The sequence below is a fragment of the Streptomyces sp. CNH189 genome (assembly GCF_000527195.1).
On the sequence record NZ_AZUS01000002.1, the window covers coordinates 16,794 to 33,431 of the forward strand.

Consider the following 16,638-nt stretch of genomic DNA (forward strand, 5'->3'; position numbering starts at 1 on the left):
AGTGGTCACCGTGTCGCGGAGGCGTACGGGAGGAAGCTCGTCCAGGTGGTGAGGGCGAGGGTGAGGCGGGGGCCCTCGGGGGTTTTGCTGTCGCGGACGAGGATGTGGGCGGGGGTGGCGGCGACTTCGACGCAGTCGGGGCCCTCGTCCGTGCTGTAGCTGCTCTTCGTCCACATGGTGTGGGTGTCGGCCTTGAGGGTCATGTCTCTCCCAGCACTTTCTCGATGAGGGCCAGTGATGCTCGCGGACTGTGGTCCGGGTGGTCAGCCGCCCTGGCCCGCGCTGCCGATCGGGCCGACCTTCACCGGGGTGCCGGAGCCGTCCGTGACCGGGAGGGAGGAGCTGCCCGGCCAGTCGAGGGTGACGGACTTGGTCTCGTCGGGCGGGGTCACGACCAGGCCCGTGACGCGGACGCCGGAGCCGCCGGAGTCGTTGACCGGGTAGGTGACGGCGAACGACACCGTCTCACCGTCCTTGAGGACGACCGAGGGGGCCTCCTCGCCGGTGCGCTCGGCGGAGAGGGAGCCCGCACCGGTCTTCAGGTCGACGCCCGCGTAACCGGTGAGGGCGCAGTCACGGCCACCGCCGTTGGTGAAGTCCACCGCGACCGTGCCGATGGTGTCGCCGTCGATGGTGACGTCCGAGGCGGTGACCTCCAGCTCGTCGGTACGGCAGTCGTCCACCTTGCCGTCCTCGTTGCCGCCGGACCCGGCGACCGTGCCCTCCTGGCCGCCCTGGTCCGTGTCGCTGCCGTTCGCGGTGGGCGCGGAGTTGGCCGGCTTGGGGTCGGCGGCGATGTCCTCGTTCTGGCAGGCGGTGAGCGAGAGGCCCGCGACGACGGCCAGGGCGGCGATGGTGAGCTTGTTGACGCGCATGGTGTGTTCCTCGGTGTCGGTGCCGGGCGGTGTGACGGACCGCCAGTACGGCCGTTCCGCACCACAAGAGCAGTTCCGACAGCACGCCGTTTCGCCCGACTCCCCGCCCGGACACGCCTGTTACGGACGGGGGCCTGCGCGGTGACATCCGTTCCGGACCCGGCACGGGCACGGTCCCCGGTGTGCCGCGGACCGGAGCCGGGCGGGGCGGGTTTCGGTGGGTGGGCCGGCGGGGCCGCGGGCCGTAAAAGACCTAAGTACCTAGGGTAAATACCAACCAACCCGACCAAACCCGGTGTTGATCACTCGGCCGGGTGAAACGTGTCGAACTGGCTGGCGCGGCGGTGGTGCGGGCGGGCACTCTCAGCTCAGAGGGGCGGACCAACTCGGGCCGCCCCCACCCCCGTACAGACGTCGGCCCCCGCCGGGACGTAGGACTCCCGGGCGAGGGCCTGACCAAAGAGGAAGAAGCCCCTTCCCCATGGCTGAACAGAAGCCTAGTGCTGCCCCGCGCCCGATTCAGGGCGTTCGACGATCCGCCACCCCGTCCGGTGTCACCCACGTACGCACGTGCCTATCCGGGCAGTACGTGGTCGTCGGCAACCACCTCGCCCAGCACCGTGAGCTGTCGCTGACCGCGATCGGACTGGCGACCCACATCTTCTCGGTGCCCGAAAGCACCCCGGTCGACATCCGAAGCCTCGCCGAGCGCTTCCCCGAAGGGCGGGACCGGATCGCCTTCGCCCTGCGGGAGTTGGAGGCGCACGGCTATCTGCGGCGGGTCCGTGAGCACACGGAGGACGGGCGGCTGGTCACGCGGACCTACGCCCACCACACGCCGGTGGACGCGGCGGCCGCCGCCGTCGCGGACCCCGTGCGGCCGGTGGGACGGCGTTCGGGGTCGGCTCGTGCCCGTACGCGGCCCACGGTGGAGGACGTGGGCGGCGAGACACCCCAGGAGGACGACCAAGCCGTCGCCGAGCCGGTCGTCCCGGTTGCCGGTCCGACAGCCCGTACGGTGCCGGAGGCGCCGGTACCTGAGGCGCCCGTCTCCACCGCCCCCGAGCTGCCGCCACCGCACGAGCCCGCTCGCCCCGGACCGCTGCACGAGAAGGCGGTCGCGCTCCTCGCGGGGCTGCGCCGCGCCGACGAGCGCCTGACGCTGTCGCTGCGGGAGGTGTACCGACTGGCCCCGGCAGTCGTCGACTGGCTCGAACGGGGGGTCGGCCCGGTGGCGTTGCGCCACACCCTGACCGCCGACCTGCCCGTCGTCATGAAGCATCCGGCGGGTGTGCTCGCCTACCGCCTGCGTGAACTGCTGCCCCCGCCGCTTCCCGCCGCCCAGGAACCTCCACCACCCGTGGCCGGTGCCCACCGCCCGCACCCCTTGCAGGACTGCGACGGCTGCGAACGGGTCTTCCGCGCCCCGGAACCGGGCCGCTGCCGCGACTGCCGACACGACCAGGTGACAGCGGGCGGAACGGCGAGCGCGGCCTGAACCGGACCGTGACGCTCGCGAGTCGGCCTGACGGGCGTGCGGAGGAGGTCAGCGGCACAGGGCGTCGATGTACTCGGCGAAAGCCGGGAACTCGGTGCGCGCCTCGGCGATGATCGTGCGGGCCGGGCGGCGGGGGGTCGTGGCGTGGCGGGCGGCCAGGGCGGGAAGGGCGCCGTCGGGACGCGGGGAATGCTCGTCGTACAGAACGGACTCCAGCGGGCCGATGCCCTCCGCCAGCACCCACAGGAAGTCGGACAGGCTGCCGGCGACGACCCCGCGTTCGCCCTCCGAGCCCAAGAAGACCACGGGCTGCTCGGTGAGGGGCCGGCCGGTGCGCACCCGCCAGAGGGCGGCGAGACCACCGGTGCCGTCCTGGCCGAACACTCGGAAGGCATCGCCGTTCAGCTCGGGGTTCCCCGTCCACTGGCGCAGCCACTCGGTGGTTGCCTCGGCCGAGTCGAATGCGTCGTAGGGCTCGAAGTCGATGCCCTCCCCGTCGGCGTAGTCGATCTCCGTGCGGGCCAGTTCGGCGAGGGCGGGCGGCAGGCGGCGGTCGTCACCGGCGATGGCGTTCATGCGCGCAACCTAGCCGCACGCACCGACAGCCGGTGACGGTGAGGGCCGTCAGGACTGGGTGACCGGGCGCATGGCGAGGCCCTCGGTGGGCTGCCAGCCGGTGACGCGCTGGCCGTCGTCGGCCTGGAAGGACGACTCGACCGGCATGGGCAGGTCGACCGGCTCCTCCGCCTCGGCCTCGCCGCCGGGGCTGCCGAGGGTGATGGTCATGGACGTCACCTCGTAGGTGTCCCGATGGCCGCCGGTCGCGAGCAGACCGGCGTACGCCTTCTCGTCGGGGGCGAGGGTGACGGGCTCGTCGGAGGTGGTGCCGTCCATGACCTGTGCCGGGGCCTGGGCGTCGCCGAGCATGATCTCGGGGGCGTTCCGCACCTCGCACGGCGTGCCGCCCTTGTTGGTGGCGACGACCATGATGTGGCGCAGCTCCTCGTCCGGTGCGCCGTAGCGCGTGGCGGAGAAGGACAGGTCCTGGTGGGTGCAGAGGGCGGTGCCGTCCGAGTCGGCCGCGTCGCCGTCACCGGGTGCTGCGGAGGTCGCCGGGCTAGACGCGGCGGGCGGGTTCGAGGGCGCGGGGGCCTCCGCGACGTCCCCGCCGCCGGGCTCACATGCCGTGGTGGCCAGCAGGGCGGCGGCCACCGCCGCGCCGACGGCGTACGACCGCAGGCCGTGCCGGGCTCTGCGGGTGCTGCGGGTGCTGCGGGTAGTGGTGTTCATGATGTCTCCCCCGTGGTCGGACCGCTACGCGGTGTGGTGCGGTCAAGGGGAGTCTGCGGCCCACGGCCCGAGGTGAACCCTCGCCCGCCCGTGTTGTTACCGGGCGTATACACACCCGTCGCACGGTCACCGTCGCGGTGACCGTGGCGCGACGGGCAGGGGGCGGGCGCGGTCCACGTACGGGCGGGAAAGGACGGTCACGGCGACGGAGAGCGCGGCCAGGGCGGTGATCGTCGTGGCGGGGGAGAGGAACTGGGCGGTGGCGCCGGCGAGCGCGGCCCCGATGCCCTGCCACGTCATCCGGCCGGCGGACTCGACGCCCTGCACCTGGCCGCGCACCTGCTCCGGGGTGAGGGCGAGGAGCCGTTCCTGGAGGGGCAGCGTGGCGGCGAAACCGGCACTGGCGAGGAACACCGCGACCGCCGCCACGGGGGTCGACGGGTGCAGGGCGAAGAGGAGGTACGGCGCGGCGAGCAGCAGCCGCAGGGCGAACGCGCTGCGGCGCCGCCACCTCGCGGTGAGCAGCCGGCCGACGGTCAGGTCACCGAGCAGCATCCCCGCCGACGCGGCGGCCAGCAGGACACCGGCGTGGTCCTGGGCGTAGGGGATGAACAGGGCCTCGCAGCCGACGATCAGGCCGTTGGGGACCCACAGGTTGAGCAGCAGGGCGCGGGGGCCGGAGCGGGAGAGGAGGGCGGCGTTGGTCGTCCACGTCTCGCGCAGCCCTGGGCGGCGGGGCGGGCGGATGGAGCGTTCGCGGACGGTCGCCGCGGTGACGGCCAGAGCGGCCGCGGTCAGGGAGGCAGCCGTGACGAAGAGGCCCTGTGGGGTGAGGTGACGCAGCAGGAGGGCGCCGAGGGTGAAGCCGAGGACGGCGGTGCCGCCCGCGGTGATGTTCATCAGCGACCGCGCAGGGACGTACGCCGAGGCGGGCACCACCTCGGCGAGCAGGCCCATGCGCGTGCCGGTGTTCAGGGACTGGAAGAAGCCGAGCAGCAGGAGCAGGCCGAACCGGGCGGCCAGCGGCATCCCCGGGACCGCCTGGGCGCAGGCGCCCGCCAGCGCGATGAACTGGAGCGCGACGAGGGTGCGGCGGGGGTGGTCGCCGTCCGCGACCGACATCAGCGTCGTCGCGCCGAGCACGGTCGCGAAGGTCGCGCCGTACATGCTGACGGCGGTCAGGAACGGCGAGCCGGTCGACCGGTCGACGAGCGTGCCGAGCGCGAAGCCGGAGAGGGTGCTCGCGGCGACGGTGAGGGTGAAGCCGGCGTACAGACCGGCGAACTCCCCGTTGCGGAGGAGGGCGCGGTAGCCGGGCGTGGGGTCGGGGGCGTCCATGGCGTTGTCGTTGGGCATGAAAAAAGCCTTCGCGCTGCCCTGTTGTGGGCGCCGAAGGCTGACGGAGGGATCATAGCGGGTCCGGGTCGGGTTCGTCAGGTCAGGGACCGGAGGGCATCGGCGAGGAGGGTGACTCCTTCTGTGAGGGTGTCCGGGGGGTCGGCGGCGTAGCCGAGGACCAGGCCGGGGCGGCCGGGGAGTTGGCGGTGCCAGGACAGGGGGTGGCACTTGACGCCCAACGACAGGGCCGCGGAGGCCAGTTCGGTGTCGGGGACGTCCGGGGCGTCGTACGTCACCGTCAGGTGCAGGCCCGCCGCCGCGCCGTGGACCACCGCGCCCGGGAGGTGGGCGGTGACCGCGGCGGTCATCGCGTCCCGGCGGCGGACGTGGCGGGCGCGCAGCAGCCGCAGGTGGCGCTCCAGGTGGCCCGACTCCATCAGGTGGGCGAGGACCAGTTGGGGGAGTACGGCGCTGCCCAGGTCGGTGAAGCGTTTGGCGTCGGTCAGCGCCCCCAGGTGGCGGTGCGGCGGGATCATCCAGCCGATCCGCAGGGCGGGGGCGAGCAGTTTGGAGACGCTGCCCATGTAGCAGAGCCGGTCGGCGAGCAGGGAGCGCAGCGCGGGCACCGGCGGGCGGTCGTAGCGGTGCTCCGCGTCGTAGTCGTCCTCCAGGATCAGCCCGCCGTCCGCCGCCCACCGCACCAGTTCGCGGCGGCGCTCCCCGCTGGTCACCACGCCGGTGGGGAACTGGTGCGCGGGGGTGAGGAGGACCGCGGGGGCGCCGGTGGCGCGCAGCGCGCCGACGTCCGGGCCGTGCGTGTCGACCGGTACCGGCGGGGTGGCCAGTCCGCCGCTCGCCAGGTGCTGGCGGGTGCCGAGCGAGCCGGGTTCCTCCACCGCGACGGCCGTGACGCCGTCCGCCCGCAGCACCGGGTGCAGCAGGGCGAGCGCCTGGGCGATGCCGGCGACGATCAGGATGCCGTCCGGTTCCACGGCGATCCCACGGCTGCGCGCCAGCCAGTCGGCGACGGCACGGCGCAGCCGGGGGGCGCCACGCGGGTCGCCGTATCCGAGGTCGGCGCTGGACAGTTCGGCGAGCACGGCCCGCTCGGCGCGCAGCCACGCCGTGCGGGGGAAGGCGGAGAGGTCCGGACGGCCCGGGGTGAGGTCGATGCGTGCGTCGGTGGCGCGCAGCGCGTCGAAGACACGGGGGTCGGGCGCGTGCGCGAACGGGGAGTCCACGGGGGCGTGTTGGGCACGGGGTGGTGGGGGAGGCGGGGGCGCCCCGACCACCACCGTGCCGCCGCGCCTGCGGCCCTCGACATGGCCGTCCTCCGCGAGCCGCCGGTACGCCTCGGTGACCACGCCCCGGGAGACGCGCAGTTCGGCGGCGAGCAGCCGGGTGGCCGGCAGTCTGCTGCCCACGGTCACCCGGCGGTCGGTGATCGCCTCCCGCAGCCGCCGCGCGAGCCAGTCGGCCTTGCCGTCGGCGGGGACGTCGTCGGCCCGCAGCTGGAGGAAGTCCGAGCCGTGCGGAGCGGCGGCCGGGCCGTGCGCCGTCTGGTCCCTGTCGGTCACCGCACTCATGCTGCCACGCACCGCTAGGACACCTGGGGGGCTTCTTCGAGCGTGAACTCCCTGTCGAGAGCATTGATCAGCGCGGTCTCGGGGGTGACCGGCCAGTGGGCGGCAAGCTCCCGGGCGATCGTCTCCAGGGTCCGTGCGACGGTGTCCGCCGCGCCGTCGTGCAGGGCCTCCGTCACCACGAGGACGCGGCGGGTGCGGTCGCCGACCGCGGAGTGGCCGCTCTGCCGGCTGGTCCAGCGGCGGGCGTGCGCGCGTCCCGCGGAGTCGGCGTACGTCACCTCGCCCGGGACCGGGTGCTCGGTGCGGCCGTCGAAGGTCGTGTACTCCTCGTCGCCATGGGCGGGCCGTACTTCGAGGAGCGGGCCGGTGATCCGGTCGGCGTCGAGAACGGCGACGGGGACGGCGTACGCGACGGAGATCGCGTTGCACAGGTCGACGACCGGGTGGATGCGCGGCAGCGTGCCCTCCTTGCGCAGCCGGCGCAGCAGCGACTCGGATGCGCACCGGTACCGCGTCGGCCGCAGCCCCATCCGCGCGAACGCCCGCCGCCAGGCGAGCACTTCGGGGATCTGGCTCTCGGAGCCGCCGGCGAGCCGCTCCCGGGCGCGGGCGGTGTACTCCTCCACCCGCACCCGCACGTCCGCCGTCCCGTCGATGCCGTCGGCGTGGAGGGCGCCCGCCGCGAGCAGCGGGTGGGCGGACCAGATCGCGTCGGCGTGCCGGAAGCGCATCACGCCACCGCCATCCGGATGCTCAGCCCGACGAAGCAGGCGGTGAACAGCCCGCGCAGGCCGGTGGTGAGCCTCGGACTGGTCAGCAGACGGTCCCGCACGGCCGCGGCGCACACCCCGTACGCGGCGAAGACCACGAAGGTCAGCGCCATGAAGACCGCCCCGAGCCGCAGCATCAGACCGACGGATCCGGACGACCCGGCGGGGACGAACTGCGGCAGGAACGCGACGAAGAACAGCGCCGGCTTGGGGTTCAGCACGTTGATCAGGATCGCGGAGGTGATCACCCGCAGCGCCGGGCGCGGCTCGGACTCCGACCGGACGGTGAACGCCTCCTTGTCGCGCAGCATCGCCCACGCCATGTACAGCAGGTAGGCCGCGCCCAGGTACTTCACCACCGCGTAGGCGACGGAGCTGGAGTGCAGCAGCGCGGCGAGGCCGGTGATGGTGGCCAGCAGGTGGGGGACGACGGCGAGCGTGCAGCCGAAGGCGGCCACCAGGCCCGCGCGCCGGCCGTGGGACAGCCCGGCGGCGAGCGTGTAGACCACGCCGGTGCCGGGGGTGACCACCACGACCAGGGCGGCCAGCAGGAACGCGACACTCAAGAGAACCTCCGGGGGATCGTCGGTTCTCCCAGCCTGGTGTCGTCATGGCCCGGTGGACAGAGCCAAAGAGGGCCGGGCCGACAGGTCCACAACCGGTGTTCAGTGGAGACGGCGGACCGGCGCGCCGGACAGGTAGGCCGCGATGTCCTCGACCGCCTCGCCGTAGTACGTGCGGTAGTTGAGCTGGGAGACGTACCCGAGGTGCGGGGTGGCCAGCAGGCGGGGGGCCGTGCGCATCGGGTGGCCGGCGGGAAGCGGCTCGGTGTCGAAGACGTCCACCGCCGCCCCCGCGATACGGCCCTCGTGCAGCGCCGTGAGCAGGGCGTCCTGGTCGACGAGTCCCGCGCGGGAGGTGTTGACCAGGTAGGCGCTGGGCTTCATCAGAGCCAGCTCGGGAGCGCCGAGCAGGCCCCGGGTGGTGTCGCCGAGGACGAGGTGCAGGGAGACGTAGTCGCTGCCGCGCAGCAACTCCTCCTTGGACTGCGCGAGTTCCACACCCACCTCGTCCGTGCGTTCCTTGGTGAGGTGCGGGCTCCACGCCGTGACCTCCATGCCGAAGGCGAGACCCACCCGCGCCACCCGGCTGCCGATCTTGCCCAGACCGAGCAGCCCGAGGTGACGGCCGTGCAGGTCGGCACCGACCGTCGACTGCCAGGCGCCGCCCGCCCGCACGGAGTTGTTCTCGGTGACCAGACCGCGGGCGAGCCCGAGCAGCAGTGCCCAGGTCAGCTCCACCGGCGGGGTGGGGAAGCTGCGGGTGCCGCAGACGGTGACGCCGTTGCGTTCGGCGGCGGCGTAGTCGATGACCGAGTTGCGCATGCCGGACGCGACGACCAGCTTCAGCCGGGGCAGCCGGTCCAGCAGCGACGCGGGGAACGGCACGCGTTCGCGCAGGGTCACCACGATGTCGAAGTCGGCCATGGCGGTGGCAAGTTCGTCCTCGGTGGCGAAGTGCTCGGTGAAGGAGGTGACGTCCACCCGGTCCCGTACGGGGCTCCAGTCGGCGATCGTGGTGGCGACGTCCTGGAAGTCGTCGAGCACGGCACAGCGCAGTCGCATGGCGGTCCTTTCCCGTGAAGCCGGCGCCCCCGCCCCCGCTCGGGCGGACACCAGGGAATTGTCCGGCACGGGAGCGTGACGGGGGCAGCGAGGCTCAGGGGGGCGAGACTCAGGGTGTGTGGCCGAAACGCAGGAGCCCGTCGGGGTCGTAGGTGTCCTTGAGGCGCCGCAGGTCGTCATGGACCTCCGGGGTCCAGGCGCGGGCGCGGTCGGCGGGCCCGCCCGGGGTGCCGTGGATGTTGACCATCGTGCGGCCCGTGCCGTACGGCGACATCGCGGTGTGCAGGGCGGACGTGGCGCGTTCGACGGCCCGTGCGTCGGGCGGGGTGGCGACGACCGCCACCGACTGCAGGAGATGGGCCGCGTCGCGGGCGCAGATCGCGTCCGGCGTGCGCGCGGGCGTAGCCGTCGTCGCCGGGGCGCAGCACGGGTCCGCGGATCTCCGCCAGGGCGAACAGGTCGGGCGTGTGGTGCAGGGTGGTCATCACGGCCTCCGCGGCGCGCGTACGGAGGGACGGCGGCGGCGCCGCGGGACCTCGATGGTCCGGGGCCCCTCGCCGGGTCCTTCCTCCGGCATGGTCCCCGGGCGCGGGACCGGCACGGCGGGCCACGGAGACCTGCCGGGCACCACCGGTGGCACACCGGCCGGGCCGCGCGCCGGCCGAGGATGACCGGCCGCACATGGGCCGGGCGCGGACCGGGGGCCGACCGGGCGTCGGCACCGGCTGGGGGCGGGCACCGGCCGGGCGCCGTCAGCGGCACACCGGCCGGTCACCGACCGGGCGTCGATGCACCGGTCGGGCGCCGACTGGGCGTCGGCAAAGGCACGGGTGGGGCGGGCGTAGCGTAGGTGGTATGACGACGTACGGATCCTTCCCCGGCACGCGCCCGCGGCGTCTGCGTACCTCCCCGGTGATGCGGCGCATGGTCGCCGAGACCCGGCTGCACCCCGCCGACTTCATCCTCCCGGCCTTCGTGCGCGAGGGCGCTGCGGAACCGGTGCCGATCTCGGCGATGCCGGGGGTCGTGCAGCACACCCGAGACAGCCTGAAGAAGGCCGCGGCCGAGGCCGCCGCCGCCGGGGTCTCCGGGATCATGCTGTTCGGCGTGCCCGAGGACGCGAAGAAGGACGGTGCCGGCACGGCGGGCACCGACCCGGACGGCATCCTCCAGGTGGCCCTGCGGGACGTGCGGGCCGAGGTCGGCGACGACCTGCTCGTCATGTCCGACCTGTGCCTCGACGAGTTCACCGACCACGGACACTGCGGGGTCCTCGACGCGCAGGGCCGGGTCGACAACGACGCCACCCTGGAGCGCTACGCCGAGATGGCGCAGGTCCAGGCCGACGCGGGCGCCCACGTGGTCGGGCCGAGCGGAATGATGGACGGGCAGATCGGCGTCATCCGCGACGCCCTCGACCAGATCGGCCGGGACGACGTCGCGATCCTCGCCTACACCGCCAAGTACGCGTCCGCCTTCTACGGGCCGTTCCGGGAGGCCGTCGGCTCCTCGCTGCAGGGTGACCGCCGCACCTACCAGCAGGACCCGGCCAACCTCCGCGAGTCGATGCGCGAGCTGGCGCTCGACCTGGAGGAGGGCGCCGACATGGTCATGGTCAAGCCGGCCGGCCCCTACCTGGACGTCCTCGCCAAGGTCGCGGACGCGGTGGACGTGCCCGTGGTCGCCTACCAGATCTCCGGCGAGTACTCGATGATCGAGGCCGCCGCCGAGAAGGGCTGGATCGACCGGGACCGGGCGATCCTCGAGTCGCTGACCGGCATCCGCCGGGCCGGCGCGCGCACCGTGCTCACCTACTGGGCCACCGAAGTGGCCCAGAAGCTGAACGCCGCACGGTGACGCCGGCCGTCGCTCAGTAGGCGAGGGCGTCGTCCATCGAGTACTGCCAGTACGTCACCGTCAGGCTGCTGTCGTAGTACACGCCCTTGGCCGGCAGGCCGGGGATCGCGGAGGGGCCGCCGCTGGAGTTCGGCGTGCGGCCCTGGAAGCCGACGGCGAGCTTCTTGCCGGTGGCACCGCCCGAGCCGCTGCCGTCGGCGGCCGACAGCAGGACCCCCGCGTACGCCGACTCGCCCGGCGCCAGGGTGACCACGGCCTGCGGCTTGGACTCCTCGATCGGCTGCGGCACCCACTGCATCTCGTCGAACCGCAGCACCGGGTAGTAGGTGAGGTTGCAGTTCTTCGAACCGGTGTTCTCCACCGTGATCAGCATGTGGTTGACGGGGCGGGAGACCGGCTGGGCGGAGACGGCGGTGTTCGAGCCGTTGCAGGAGGTGAAGGACGCGCTGGCGTCGCCGGAGCCCTTCTCCTCCTTCCTGCCCTGGCCGCTCTTGCCGCCGCCGGAGTCGCCCTTCCCGGACGTGTCCGCGCCGGCCTCGGAGCCGCCGTTCGCGGATGCCTCGTTCGCGGAGCCGCCGTTCGCGTCGGTGCCGGAGCCGTCCGAGGACGACCCGGCGGGCGACTGCGAGGAGGTGCCCGTGCTCGCGGCGGGCTGCGAGGCGGAGGCCCCTTCGTCGCGGGTGCCGGTGCTGTCCTGGCAGGCCGTCAGGGCGAGCGTGGCGACGGTGACTCCGGCCGCGGCGAGCAGGTGAAGGCGAGACGTGCGCATGGCGAATTCCTTGTCGTCGAAAGGGATCTGACGCGGCCGCTCGACCGGTCGGCGGGAGCGGCGTGCTTGGATGACAGAAGCGTGCGGCGTGATCCGTCCCGGCCGCCACAGTCGACGGGCAACGTGGGACGCTGGAATGCTCACAGCGCTGTGACCAGGGGAAACGGACCTGCCCTGGAACGGTGGAACGGGACACGGGGGATGGAGGAACGGTGGCGGAAGAGACGGCGGCGGGGGAGTTCGCGGCGCTTCTGCGGGAGTTGAAGGACCGGTCGGGGCTCAGTTACGGCGTCCTCGCCAAGCGGCTCCACATGAGTACGTCCACCCTGCACCGGTACTGCAACGGCGACGCGGTGCCGGCCGACTACGCGCCGGTGGAGCGGCTGGCCCGGCTGTGCAAGGCACGCCCCGAGGAACTGGTCGAGCTGCACCGGCGGTGGGTGCTGGCGGACGCGGCGCGGGGGCGGAAGGGGGCGTCGGGGGCGGCTGCCGCCGAGACGCCCCCGGGGGAGGCGGGCCCGGCACCTGGGGAGGCGCGTCCGGCACCTGGGGAGGCGGCTTCCGAGGCCGCGCCCCCGGCCGAGGCTGCTCCGGCTGAAGCCCCTCCGGCTGAGGCTCCTTCAGCCGGTACGCCTTCAGCCGTTACGCCTCCGGCCGATGCGCCCCCCGTTGCCCCGGTCGGCCCAACGCATACCAGCCCCTCCGGAGCAGGGGCGCCGTCGAGCGCCCCCACGGACGCCGATGCGCCCGGCACGGCGAGCCCGGCCCCCGCCCGGCGCCGCACCCGTACCGCCGTCCTCGCCGGGATCGCGGTGGCCGCCGTGGCCGCCGGGGTCACCTTCGCCGTCGGGCTGCCGGGCGGCGGCCAGGACGGGGACGGGGACGGTGGCCGCCACCGCCCGGTCGGCGCGGCCGGGGTGACCGCCGAGGAGACCGCCCCCGCGTCGTCCTCGCCGTCCTCCACCCCCAGTGCGACCACTTCCGTGTCCCCCTCGGGCCGGGACAAGGACCTGGCCAGGACGCCCGCCGGTTCCGCGCCCGCCGGGGTGCCGGACAAGGGTGAGGAGAGGAGCGGAGTGCCGGTCAGCGTGCGGGCGGACCCGTACGCCTGGGAGAGCCCCTGCTCGCAGCGGTACCTGGTCGACAAGCCGGCGGGCGAGATGAAGCCCCCGCCGGTCGAGGAGGGTGCCGCGGGCTGGGTGGCGGCGCACGGCGCGGTGTCCTCGGGACAGCAGTACCTGCGGCTCACCGTGCAGGGCACCGGCCCCGAGACGGTGGTCGTCGACGGCCTCACCGTGCGGGTGGCGGGCAAGCGGGCGCCGCTCGCCTGGAACGACTACACCATGGCCTATCCCGGCGTGGGCTGTGGAGGCGGCGTCCGGACGCGGGCGTTCGGCGTCTCGCTGGACTCGGCGCGGCCGTCCCTCACCCCGGAGCCGGGGAACGAGGACTTCCCGTTCAAGGTGAGCGAGTCCGACCCGGAGGTGTACCACATCACCGCCTCGGTCTCCGCGTACGACGTCGACTGGTACCTGGAGCTGAAGTGGTCCAGCGGCGACCGCAGCGGCACGCTGACCGTCGACGACGAAGGCCGCCCCTTCCGCACCAGCGGGAACAAGGGCCGCCCGGCGTACGAGTTCCCGGTCGGCGGCGACGGATGGGTGCCGGAGGGGACCACCAAGCTCGAGTAGCGCGACCGGCAGGGCGGCACGTCCGGATCGCGGAAAGGCGCATGTGTACCGCACGTTTTTTCCTAGGCTGCGGGCTCGCGCCGTCCCAGCCGAAGGAGCCGTGTCATGTCCCTCACCGAGCCCGCCCTCGCCCCCACCCCGAGGCTCGCCGCCCGGGCCTCCGCGGTCGGCGGCTCGCCCGTACGGGACATCCTGGCCGTCACCGCCCGCCCCGAGGTGATCAACTTCGCGGGCGGTCTCCCGGCACCGGAGCTGTTCGACGCCGACGGCATCGCGGCCGCGTACCGGGCGGTGCTCGCCGAGACACCCGAGCGGGCCCTGCAGTACTCCACGACCGAGGGCGAACCGGCGCTGCGGGCCGCCCTCGCCGGACGCACCACCGTGCGCGGGCTGCCCACCGACCCGGACGACCTGCTCGTCACCACCGGCTCCCAGCAGGCGCTGTCCCTGCTCGCCACCGCGCTGCTCGAACCCGGCGACACGGTCCTCGTCGAAGACCCCTGCTATCTCGCGGCACTTCAGGCGTTCGGGCTGGCCGGGGCACGGGTGGTCGCCGTCCCCGGCGACGAACACGGGCTGGACCCCGAGGCGTTGGAGGAGCTGGTGGTGCGGGAGCGGCCCAAGCTGCTCTACACCGTGCCCACCTTCCAGAACCCCACCGGCCGCACCATGCCCGCCGCCCGCCGGGCCGCCGTCGCCGAGGTCGCCGCCCGCCGCGGCCTGTGGATCGTCGAGGACGACCCCTACGGCGAACTGCGCTACGAGGGCGAACGGGTGCCGTGGATCGCCGCCCACCCGGGGGCCGGGGACCGCACGGTGCTTTTGAGCAGCCTCTCCAAGATCATGGCGCCCGGGCTGCGGCTGGGCTGGCTGCGCGCACCCGAGGGGCTGCGCCGCGCCTGCGCCGTCGCCAAGCAGGCCGCCGACCTGCACACCCCGACCGTCAACCAGCTCGCCGCGGCCCGCTACCTCGCGGACCGCGACCTGGACGCCCACGTCCGGCGGGTGGCGGCCGTGTACGGCGAGCGCCGGGACGCCATGCTGACCGGCCTCCCGGGCGCCCTCCCCGACGGCTCGTCCTGGACCCGCCCCGAGGGCGGCATGTTCCTCTGGGCGCGGCTCCCGGAGGCGTACGACACCACGGCCCTGCTCCCCGAGGTGGTCCGGCACGACGTGGCATACGTTCCCGGCGCCCCCTTCCACGCCGGCGAACCCGACCGCTCCACCCTCCGCCTGTGCTTCGTCACCCAGACCCCGGAGGAGATCGCGGAGGGACTGCGGAGGCTGGGGGCGGCGCTGCGGGAACGGACGGTGTAACCGCCTGCTGCTTCGGCCGGAGAGGTTCGGCGCCGACGGCGGGCGGCCTGGACGGCAAGGTCAGGAACCGCTGTCTGCTCCGCCGAGGAGTGGTGACTCGACGACCGCGGCCCGTCCGCTCCCCCCGAGGGAGTGGACGGGCCGCGGTCGCGTCGTGCCGTGCCGTCGTCAGAGGCGCTCGGGCGTCCTGATGCCCAGCAGGGCCATGCCCTTGGTGAGCGTGCGGGCCGTGAGGTCGCACAGGAACAGGCGGTTCTCCACCTGCGCCGGCGAATCCGCCTTCAGTACGGGGCACTTGTCGTAGAACGACGTGTACAGCGACGCCAGCTGGTACAGGTACGCCGTCAGCTTGTGCGGCGCGTACTCCGCGGCGGCCTCGAACACCGTGTCCCCGAACGCGTCCAGGTGCAGCCCCAGCGCCCGCTCCGCCTCGTGCAGTTCGAGTTCCTCGTGGGCCGCGGGCCGCACGTCCCCGGCCTTGCGCAGGATCGACTGGATACGGGCGTACGCGTACTGCAGGTACACCGAGGTGTCGCCGTTCAGCGAGACCATCTGGTCCAGGTCGAACTTGTAGTCGCGGTTCGGCGACGTCGACAGGTCCGCGTACTTCACGGCGCCGATGCCGACCTGCGCGGCCCGCTCCTGGATCTCGTCCTCGGTGAGGTCCCTGGCCTTCTCCCGCACGACCTCGGCCGCCCGCTGCACGGCCTCGTCCAGCAGGTCCTCCAGCCGTACGGTCTCGCCCTCACGGGTCTTGAACGGCTTGCCGTCCGCGCCCAGCACCGTGCCGTAGCCCATGTTGTGCGCGGTGACGTCGTCGCCCAGCCAGCCGGCCCGGCGGGCCGTCTCGAAGACCATCTTGAAGTGCAGGGACTGCCGCACGTCGACCACGTACAGCAGGGTCGTCGCGCGCAGGTCGAAGACCCGGTTTCGGATCGCGGTGAGGTCGGAGGCCGCGTAGCCGAAGCCGCCGTCGGCCTTCTGCACGATCAGCGGGACCGGCTGGTCGTCCTTGCCGCGGATGTCGTCGAAGAACACCACCAGCGCGCCCTCGGAGCGGACCGCGACGCCCATCTCCTCCAGCATCCGCGCGGTCTGAGGCATGCCCTCGTTGTACGCGGACTCGCCGACGATCTCGTCGTCGCGGATCTCCATGTCCAGCTTCTCGAAGACGGAGTAGAAATAGACCTTCGACTCGTCCACGAACTGCTGCCACAGCTCGAGGGTCTCCTTGTCGCCGGACTGCAGGGCGACGACCCGCTTGCGTGCCCGCTCCTTGAACTCCTCGTCGGCGTCGAACAGCGCCCGCGAGGACTTGTAGACCCGGTTGAGGTTCGACATGGCCTGCTCGCCGTCGACCTCGGACGCCGGCCGCAGCTCGCCCGGGTGCTCCAGCAGGTACTGGATGAGCATGCCGAACTGGGTGCCCCAGTCGCCGATGTGGTGCCGGCCGATCGTCTTCTCACCGGTGAAGTCGAGGATGCCGCGCAGGGCGTCGCCGATCACCGCGGAGCGCAGGTGGCCGACGTGCATCTCCTTGGCCACGTTCGGCTGGGCGTAGTCGATCACCGTGGTGCCCGGCTCGGCGGCGAGCGGCACGCCGAGGCGGTCCGTGTCGTCCGCGTACCGCGCGGCCAGGTTCCCGGTGATCGCCCGGTCGGCGATCGTGATGTTGAGGAAGCCGGGGCCGGAGACCTCGACGTCCTTGATCACGTCGCCGGTGGTGAGGTGCGAGACGACCTCGGTCGCCAGCTCCCGCGGGTTCGCCTTCGCCTTCTTCGCCAGCGCGAGGATGCCGTTGGCCTGGAAGTCCGCCCTGTCGCTGCGTCGCAGCAGCGGGTCCGCGGACGCCTCCGGCCGGGTGGCGGAGAGGGCGGACGTGAGCTGCTTGCTGACGAGATCGGTGAGCGATGTGACCGAGGCCATGGAGTGGGTGCCGTTCTCCTCGTGGGTTCAGATAGACACGGCCAGTATCCCATGGGGGGTAAAGCGGTTTTTCCGTGCGCGAGGGCGCCGACCGGG

At 73.3% G+C, this 16,638-nt stretch carries 16 protein-coding genes; 4 read left to right on the forward strand and 12 right to left on the reverse strand.

Features of this window, described 5'->3' with window-relative positions:
- Positions 1 to 5: 5 nt before the first annotated feature.
- Entirely contained in the window at positions 6 to 203 is a 198-nt protein-coding gene (locus tag B100_RS0102865; protein ID WP_024882964.1) for a DUF397 domain-containing protein, read from the reverse strand.
- A gap of 60 nt (positions 204 to 263) precedes the next feature.
- Entirely contained in the window at positions 264 to 875 is a 612-nt protein-coding gene (locus tag B100_RS0102870; RefSeq protein ID WP_024882965.1) for a DUF4232 domain-containing protein, read from the reverse strand.
- A gap of 589 nt (positions 876 to 1,464) precedes the next feature.
- Between B100_RS0102870 and B100_RS0102875 the strand changes: the two genes are divergently transcribed.
- On the forward strand, positions 1,465 to 2,373 hold the full coding sequence (locus B100_RS0102875) for a helix-turn-helix domain-containing protein (RefSeq protein WP_486585582.1): 909 nt from the start codon (positions 1,465 to 1,467) through the stop codon (positions 2,371 to 2,373).
- Positions 2,374 to 2,421: 48 nt separating this feature from the next.
- Here B100_RS0102875 and B100_RS0102880 read toward each other — a convergent pair whose 3' ends face one another.
- The 8 genes from B100_RS0102880 to B100_RS0102915 all read right to left on the reverse strand — a co-directional run bounded on the left by B100_RS0102880 (position 2,422) and on the right by B100_RS0102915 (position 9,325).
- Positions 2,422 to 2,949 carry a hypothetical protein gene (locus B100_RS0102880; protein WP_024882967.1) on the reverse strand — a complete coding sequence of 176 codons (528 nt, stop codon included), beginning with the start codon at positions 2,947 to 2,949 and terminating at the stop codon, positions 2,422 to 2,424.
- A gap of 48 nt (positions 2,950 to 2,997) precedes the next feature.
- Positions 2,998 to 3,663, reverse strand: a complete 666-nt coding sequence (locus tag B100_RS34760; protein ID WP_024882968.1) for a DUF4232 domain-containing protein — start codon at positions 3,661 to 3,663, stop codon at positions 2,998 to 3,000.
- 126 nt (positions 3,664 to 3,789) lie between these two features.
- The gene (locus B100_RS0102890) at positions 3,790 to 5,019 is read right to left on the reverse strand and encodes an MFS transporter (protein ID WP_024882969.1); all 1,230 of its coding nucleotides are present in this window, start codon (positions 5,017 to 5,019) and stop codon (positions 3,790 to 3,792) included.
- A gap of 77 nt (positions 5,020 to 5,096) precedes the next feature.
- Positions 5,097 to 6,587 carry a MocR-like pyridoxine biosynthesis transcription factor PdxR gene (gene pdxR, locus B100_RS0102895; RefSeq protein WP_024882970.1) on the reverse strand — a complete coding sequence of 497 codons (1,491 nt, stop codon included), beginning with the start codon at positions 6,585 to 6,587 and terminating at the stop codon, positions 5,097 to 5,099.
- Positions 6,588 to 6,601: 14 nt separating this feature from the next.
- On the reverse strand, positions 6,602 to 7,318 hold the full coding sequence (locus tag B100_RS0102900) for a phenylalanine--tRNA ligase beta subunit-related protein (RefSeq protein WP_024882971.1): 717 nt from the start codon (positions 7,316 to 7,318) through the stop codon (positions 6,602 to 6,604).
- Complete coding sequence (locus B100_RS0102905; RefSeq protein ID WP_024882972.1) at positions 7,318 to 7,923, reverse strand: LysE family translocator; 606 nt, start codon at positions 7,921 to 7,923, stop codon at positions 7,318 to 7,320. Before B100_RS0102905 ends, B100_RS0102900 begins: the two co-directional genes overlap by 1 nt.
- A gap of 99 nt (positions 7,924 to 8,022) precedes the next feature.
- Positions 8,023 to 8,982, reverse strand: coding sequence for a D-2-hydroxyacid dehydrogenase family protein (locus B100_RS0102910; RefSeq protein WP_024882973.1), 960 nt, complete (start codon positions 8,980 to 8,982; stop codon positions 8,023 to 8,025).
- Positions 8,983 to 9,091: 109 nt separating this feature from the next.
- Complete coding sequence (locus B100_RS0102915; protein ID WP_024882974.1) at positions 9,092 to 9,325, reverse strand: hypothetical protein; 234 nt, start codon at positions 9,323 to 9,325, stop codon at positions 9,092 to 9,094.
- Positions 9,326 to 9,837: 512 nt separating this feature from the next.
- Between B100_RS0102915 and hemB the strand changes: the two genes are divergently transcribed.
- The gene (gene hemB / locus B100_RS0102920; RefSeq protein WP_024882975.1) at positions 9,838 to 10,839 is read left to right on the forward strand and encodes a porphobilinogen synthase; all 1,002 of its coding nucleotides are present in this window, start codon (positions 9,838 to 9,840) and stop codon (positions 10,837 to 10,839) included.
- A 13-nt stretch (positions 10,840 to 10,852) separates the two neighbouring features.
- Here hemB and B100_RS0102925 read toward each other — a convergent pair whose 3' ends face one another.
- Positions 10,853 to 11,608 carry a DUF4232 domain-containing protein gene (locus B100_RS0102925; protein WP_024882976.1) on the reverse strand — a complete coding sequence of 252 codons (756 nt, stop codon included), beginning with the start codon at positions 11,606 to 11,608 and terminating at the stop codon, positions 10,853 to 10,855.
- 212 nt (positions 11,609 to 11,820) lie between these two features.
- On the opposite strand from B100_RS0102925, the gene B100_RS0102930 reads away from it, so the two are divergent.
- The gene (locus B100_RS0102930) at positions 11,821 to 13,299 is read left to right on the forward strand and encodes a transcriptional regulator (protein WP_024882977.1); all 1,479 of its coding nucleotides are present in this window, start codon (positions 11,821 to 11,823) and stop codon (positions 13,297 to 13,299) included.
- Between the two features lie 105 nt (positions 13,300 to 13,404).
- Entirely contained in the window at positions 13,405 to 14,616 is a 1,212-nt protein-coding gene (locus B100_RS0102935; protein WP_024882978.1) for an aminotransferase-like domain-containing protein, read from the forward strand.
- A 168-nt stretch (positions 14,617 to 14,784) separates the two neighbouring features.
- On the opposite strand, the gene argS is transcribed toward B100_RS0102935, so the two are convergent.
- A complete protein-coding gene (argS, locus tag B100_RS0102940; protein WP_024882979.1) occupies positions 14,785 to 16,542 on the reverse strand; it encodes an arginine--tRNA ligase in 1,758 nt (585 codons plus the stop codon).
- Between the last annotated feature and the right edge of the window lie 96 nt (positions 16,543 to 16,638).

Bases quoted from the DNA above. Each gene is read 5' to 3' on its own strand.
- B100_RS0102865 (WP_024882964.1), bottom strand. From the start codon at position 203: ATGACCCTCAAGGCCGACACCCACACCATGTGGACGAAGAGCAGCTAC.
- B100_RS0102870 (WP_024882965.1), bottom strand. From the start codon at position 875: ATGCGCGTCAACAAGCTCACCATCGCCGCCCTGGCCGTCGTCGCGGGC.
- B100_RS0102880 (WP_024882967.1), bottom strand. From the start codon at position 2,949: ATGAACGCCATCGCCGGTGACGACCGCCGCCTGCCGCCCGCCCTCGCC.
- B100_RS34760 (WP_024882968.1), bottom strand. From the start codon at position 3,663: ATGAACACCACTACCCGCAGCACCCGCAGCACCCGCAGAGCCCGGCAC.
- B100_RS0102890 (WP_024882969.1), bottom strand. From the start codon at position 5,019: ATGCCCAACGACAACGCCATGGACGCCCCCGACCCCACGCCCGGCTAC.
- pdxR (WP_024882970.1), bottom strand. From the start codon at position 6,587: ATGAGTGCGGTGACCGACAGGGACCAGACGGCGCACGGCCCGGCCGCC.
- B100_RS0102900 (WP_024882971.1), bottom strand. From the start codon at position 7,318: ATGCGCTTCCGGCACGCCGACGCGATCTGGTCCGCCCACCCGCTGCTC.
- B100_RS0102910 (WP_024882973.1), bottom strand. From the start codon at position 8,982: ATGCGACTGCGCTGTGCCGTGCTCGACGACTTCCAGGACGTCGCCACC.
- hemB (WP_024882975.1), top strand. From the start codon at position 9,838: ATGACGACGTACGGATCCTTCCCCGGCACGCGCCCGCGGCGTCTGCGT.
- B100_RS0102925 (WP_024882976.1), bottom strand. From the start codon at position 11,608: ATGCGCACGTCTCGCCTTCACCTGCTCGCCGCGGCCGGAGTCACCGTC.
- B100_RS0102935 (WP_024882978.1), top strand. From the start codon at position 13,405: ATGTCCCTCACCGAGCCCGCCCTCGCCCCCACCCCGAGGCTCGCCGCC.
- argS (WP_024882979.1), bottom strand. From the start codon at position 16,542: ATGGCCTCGGTCACATCGCTCACCGATCTCGTCAGCAAGCAGCTCACG.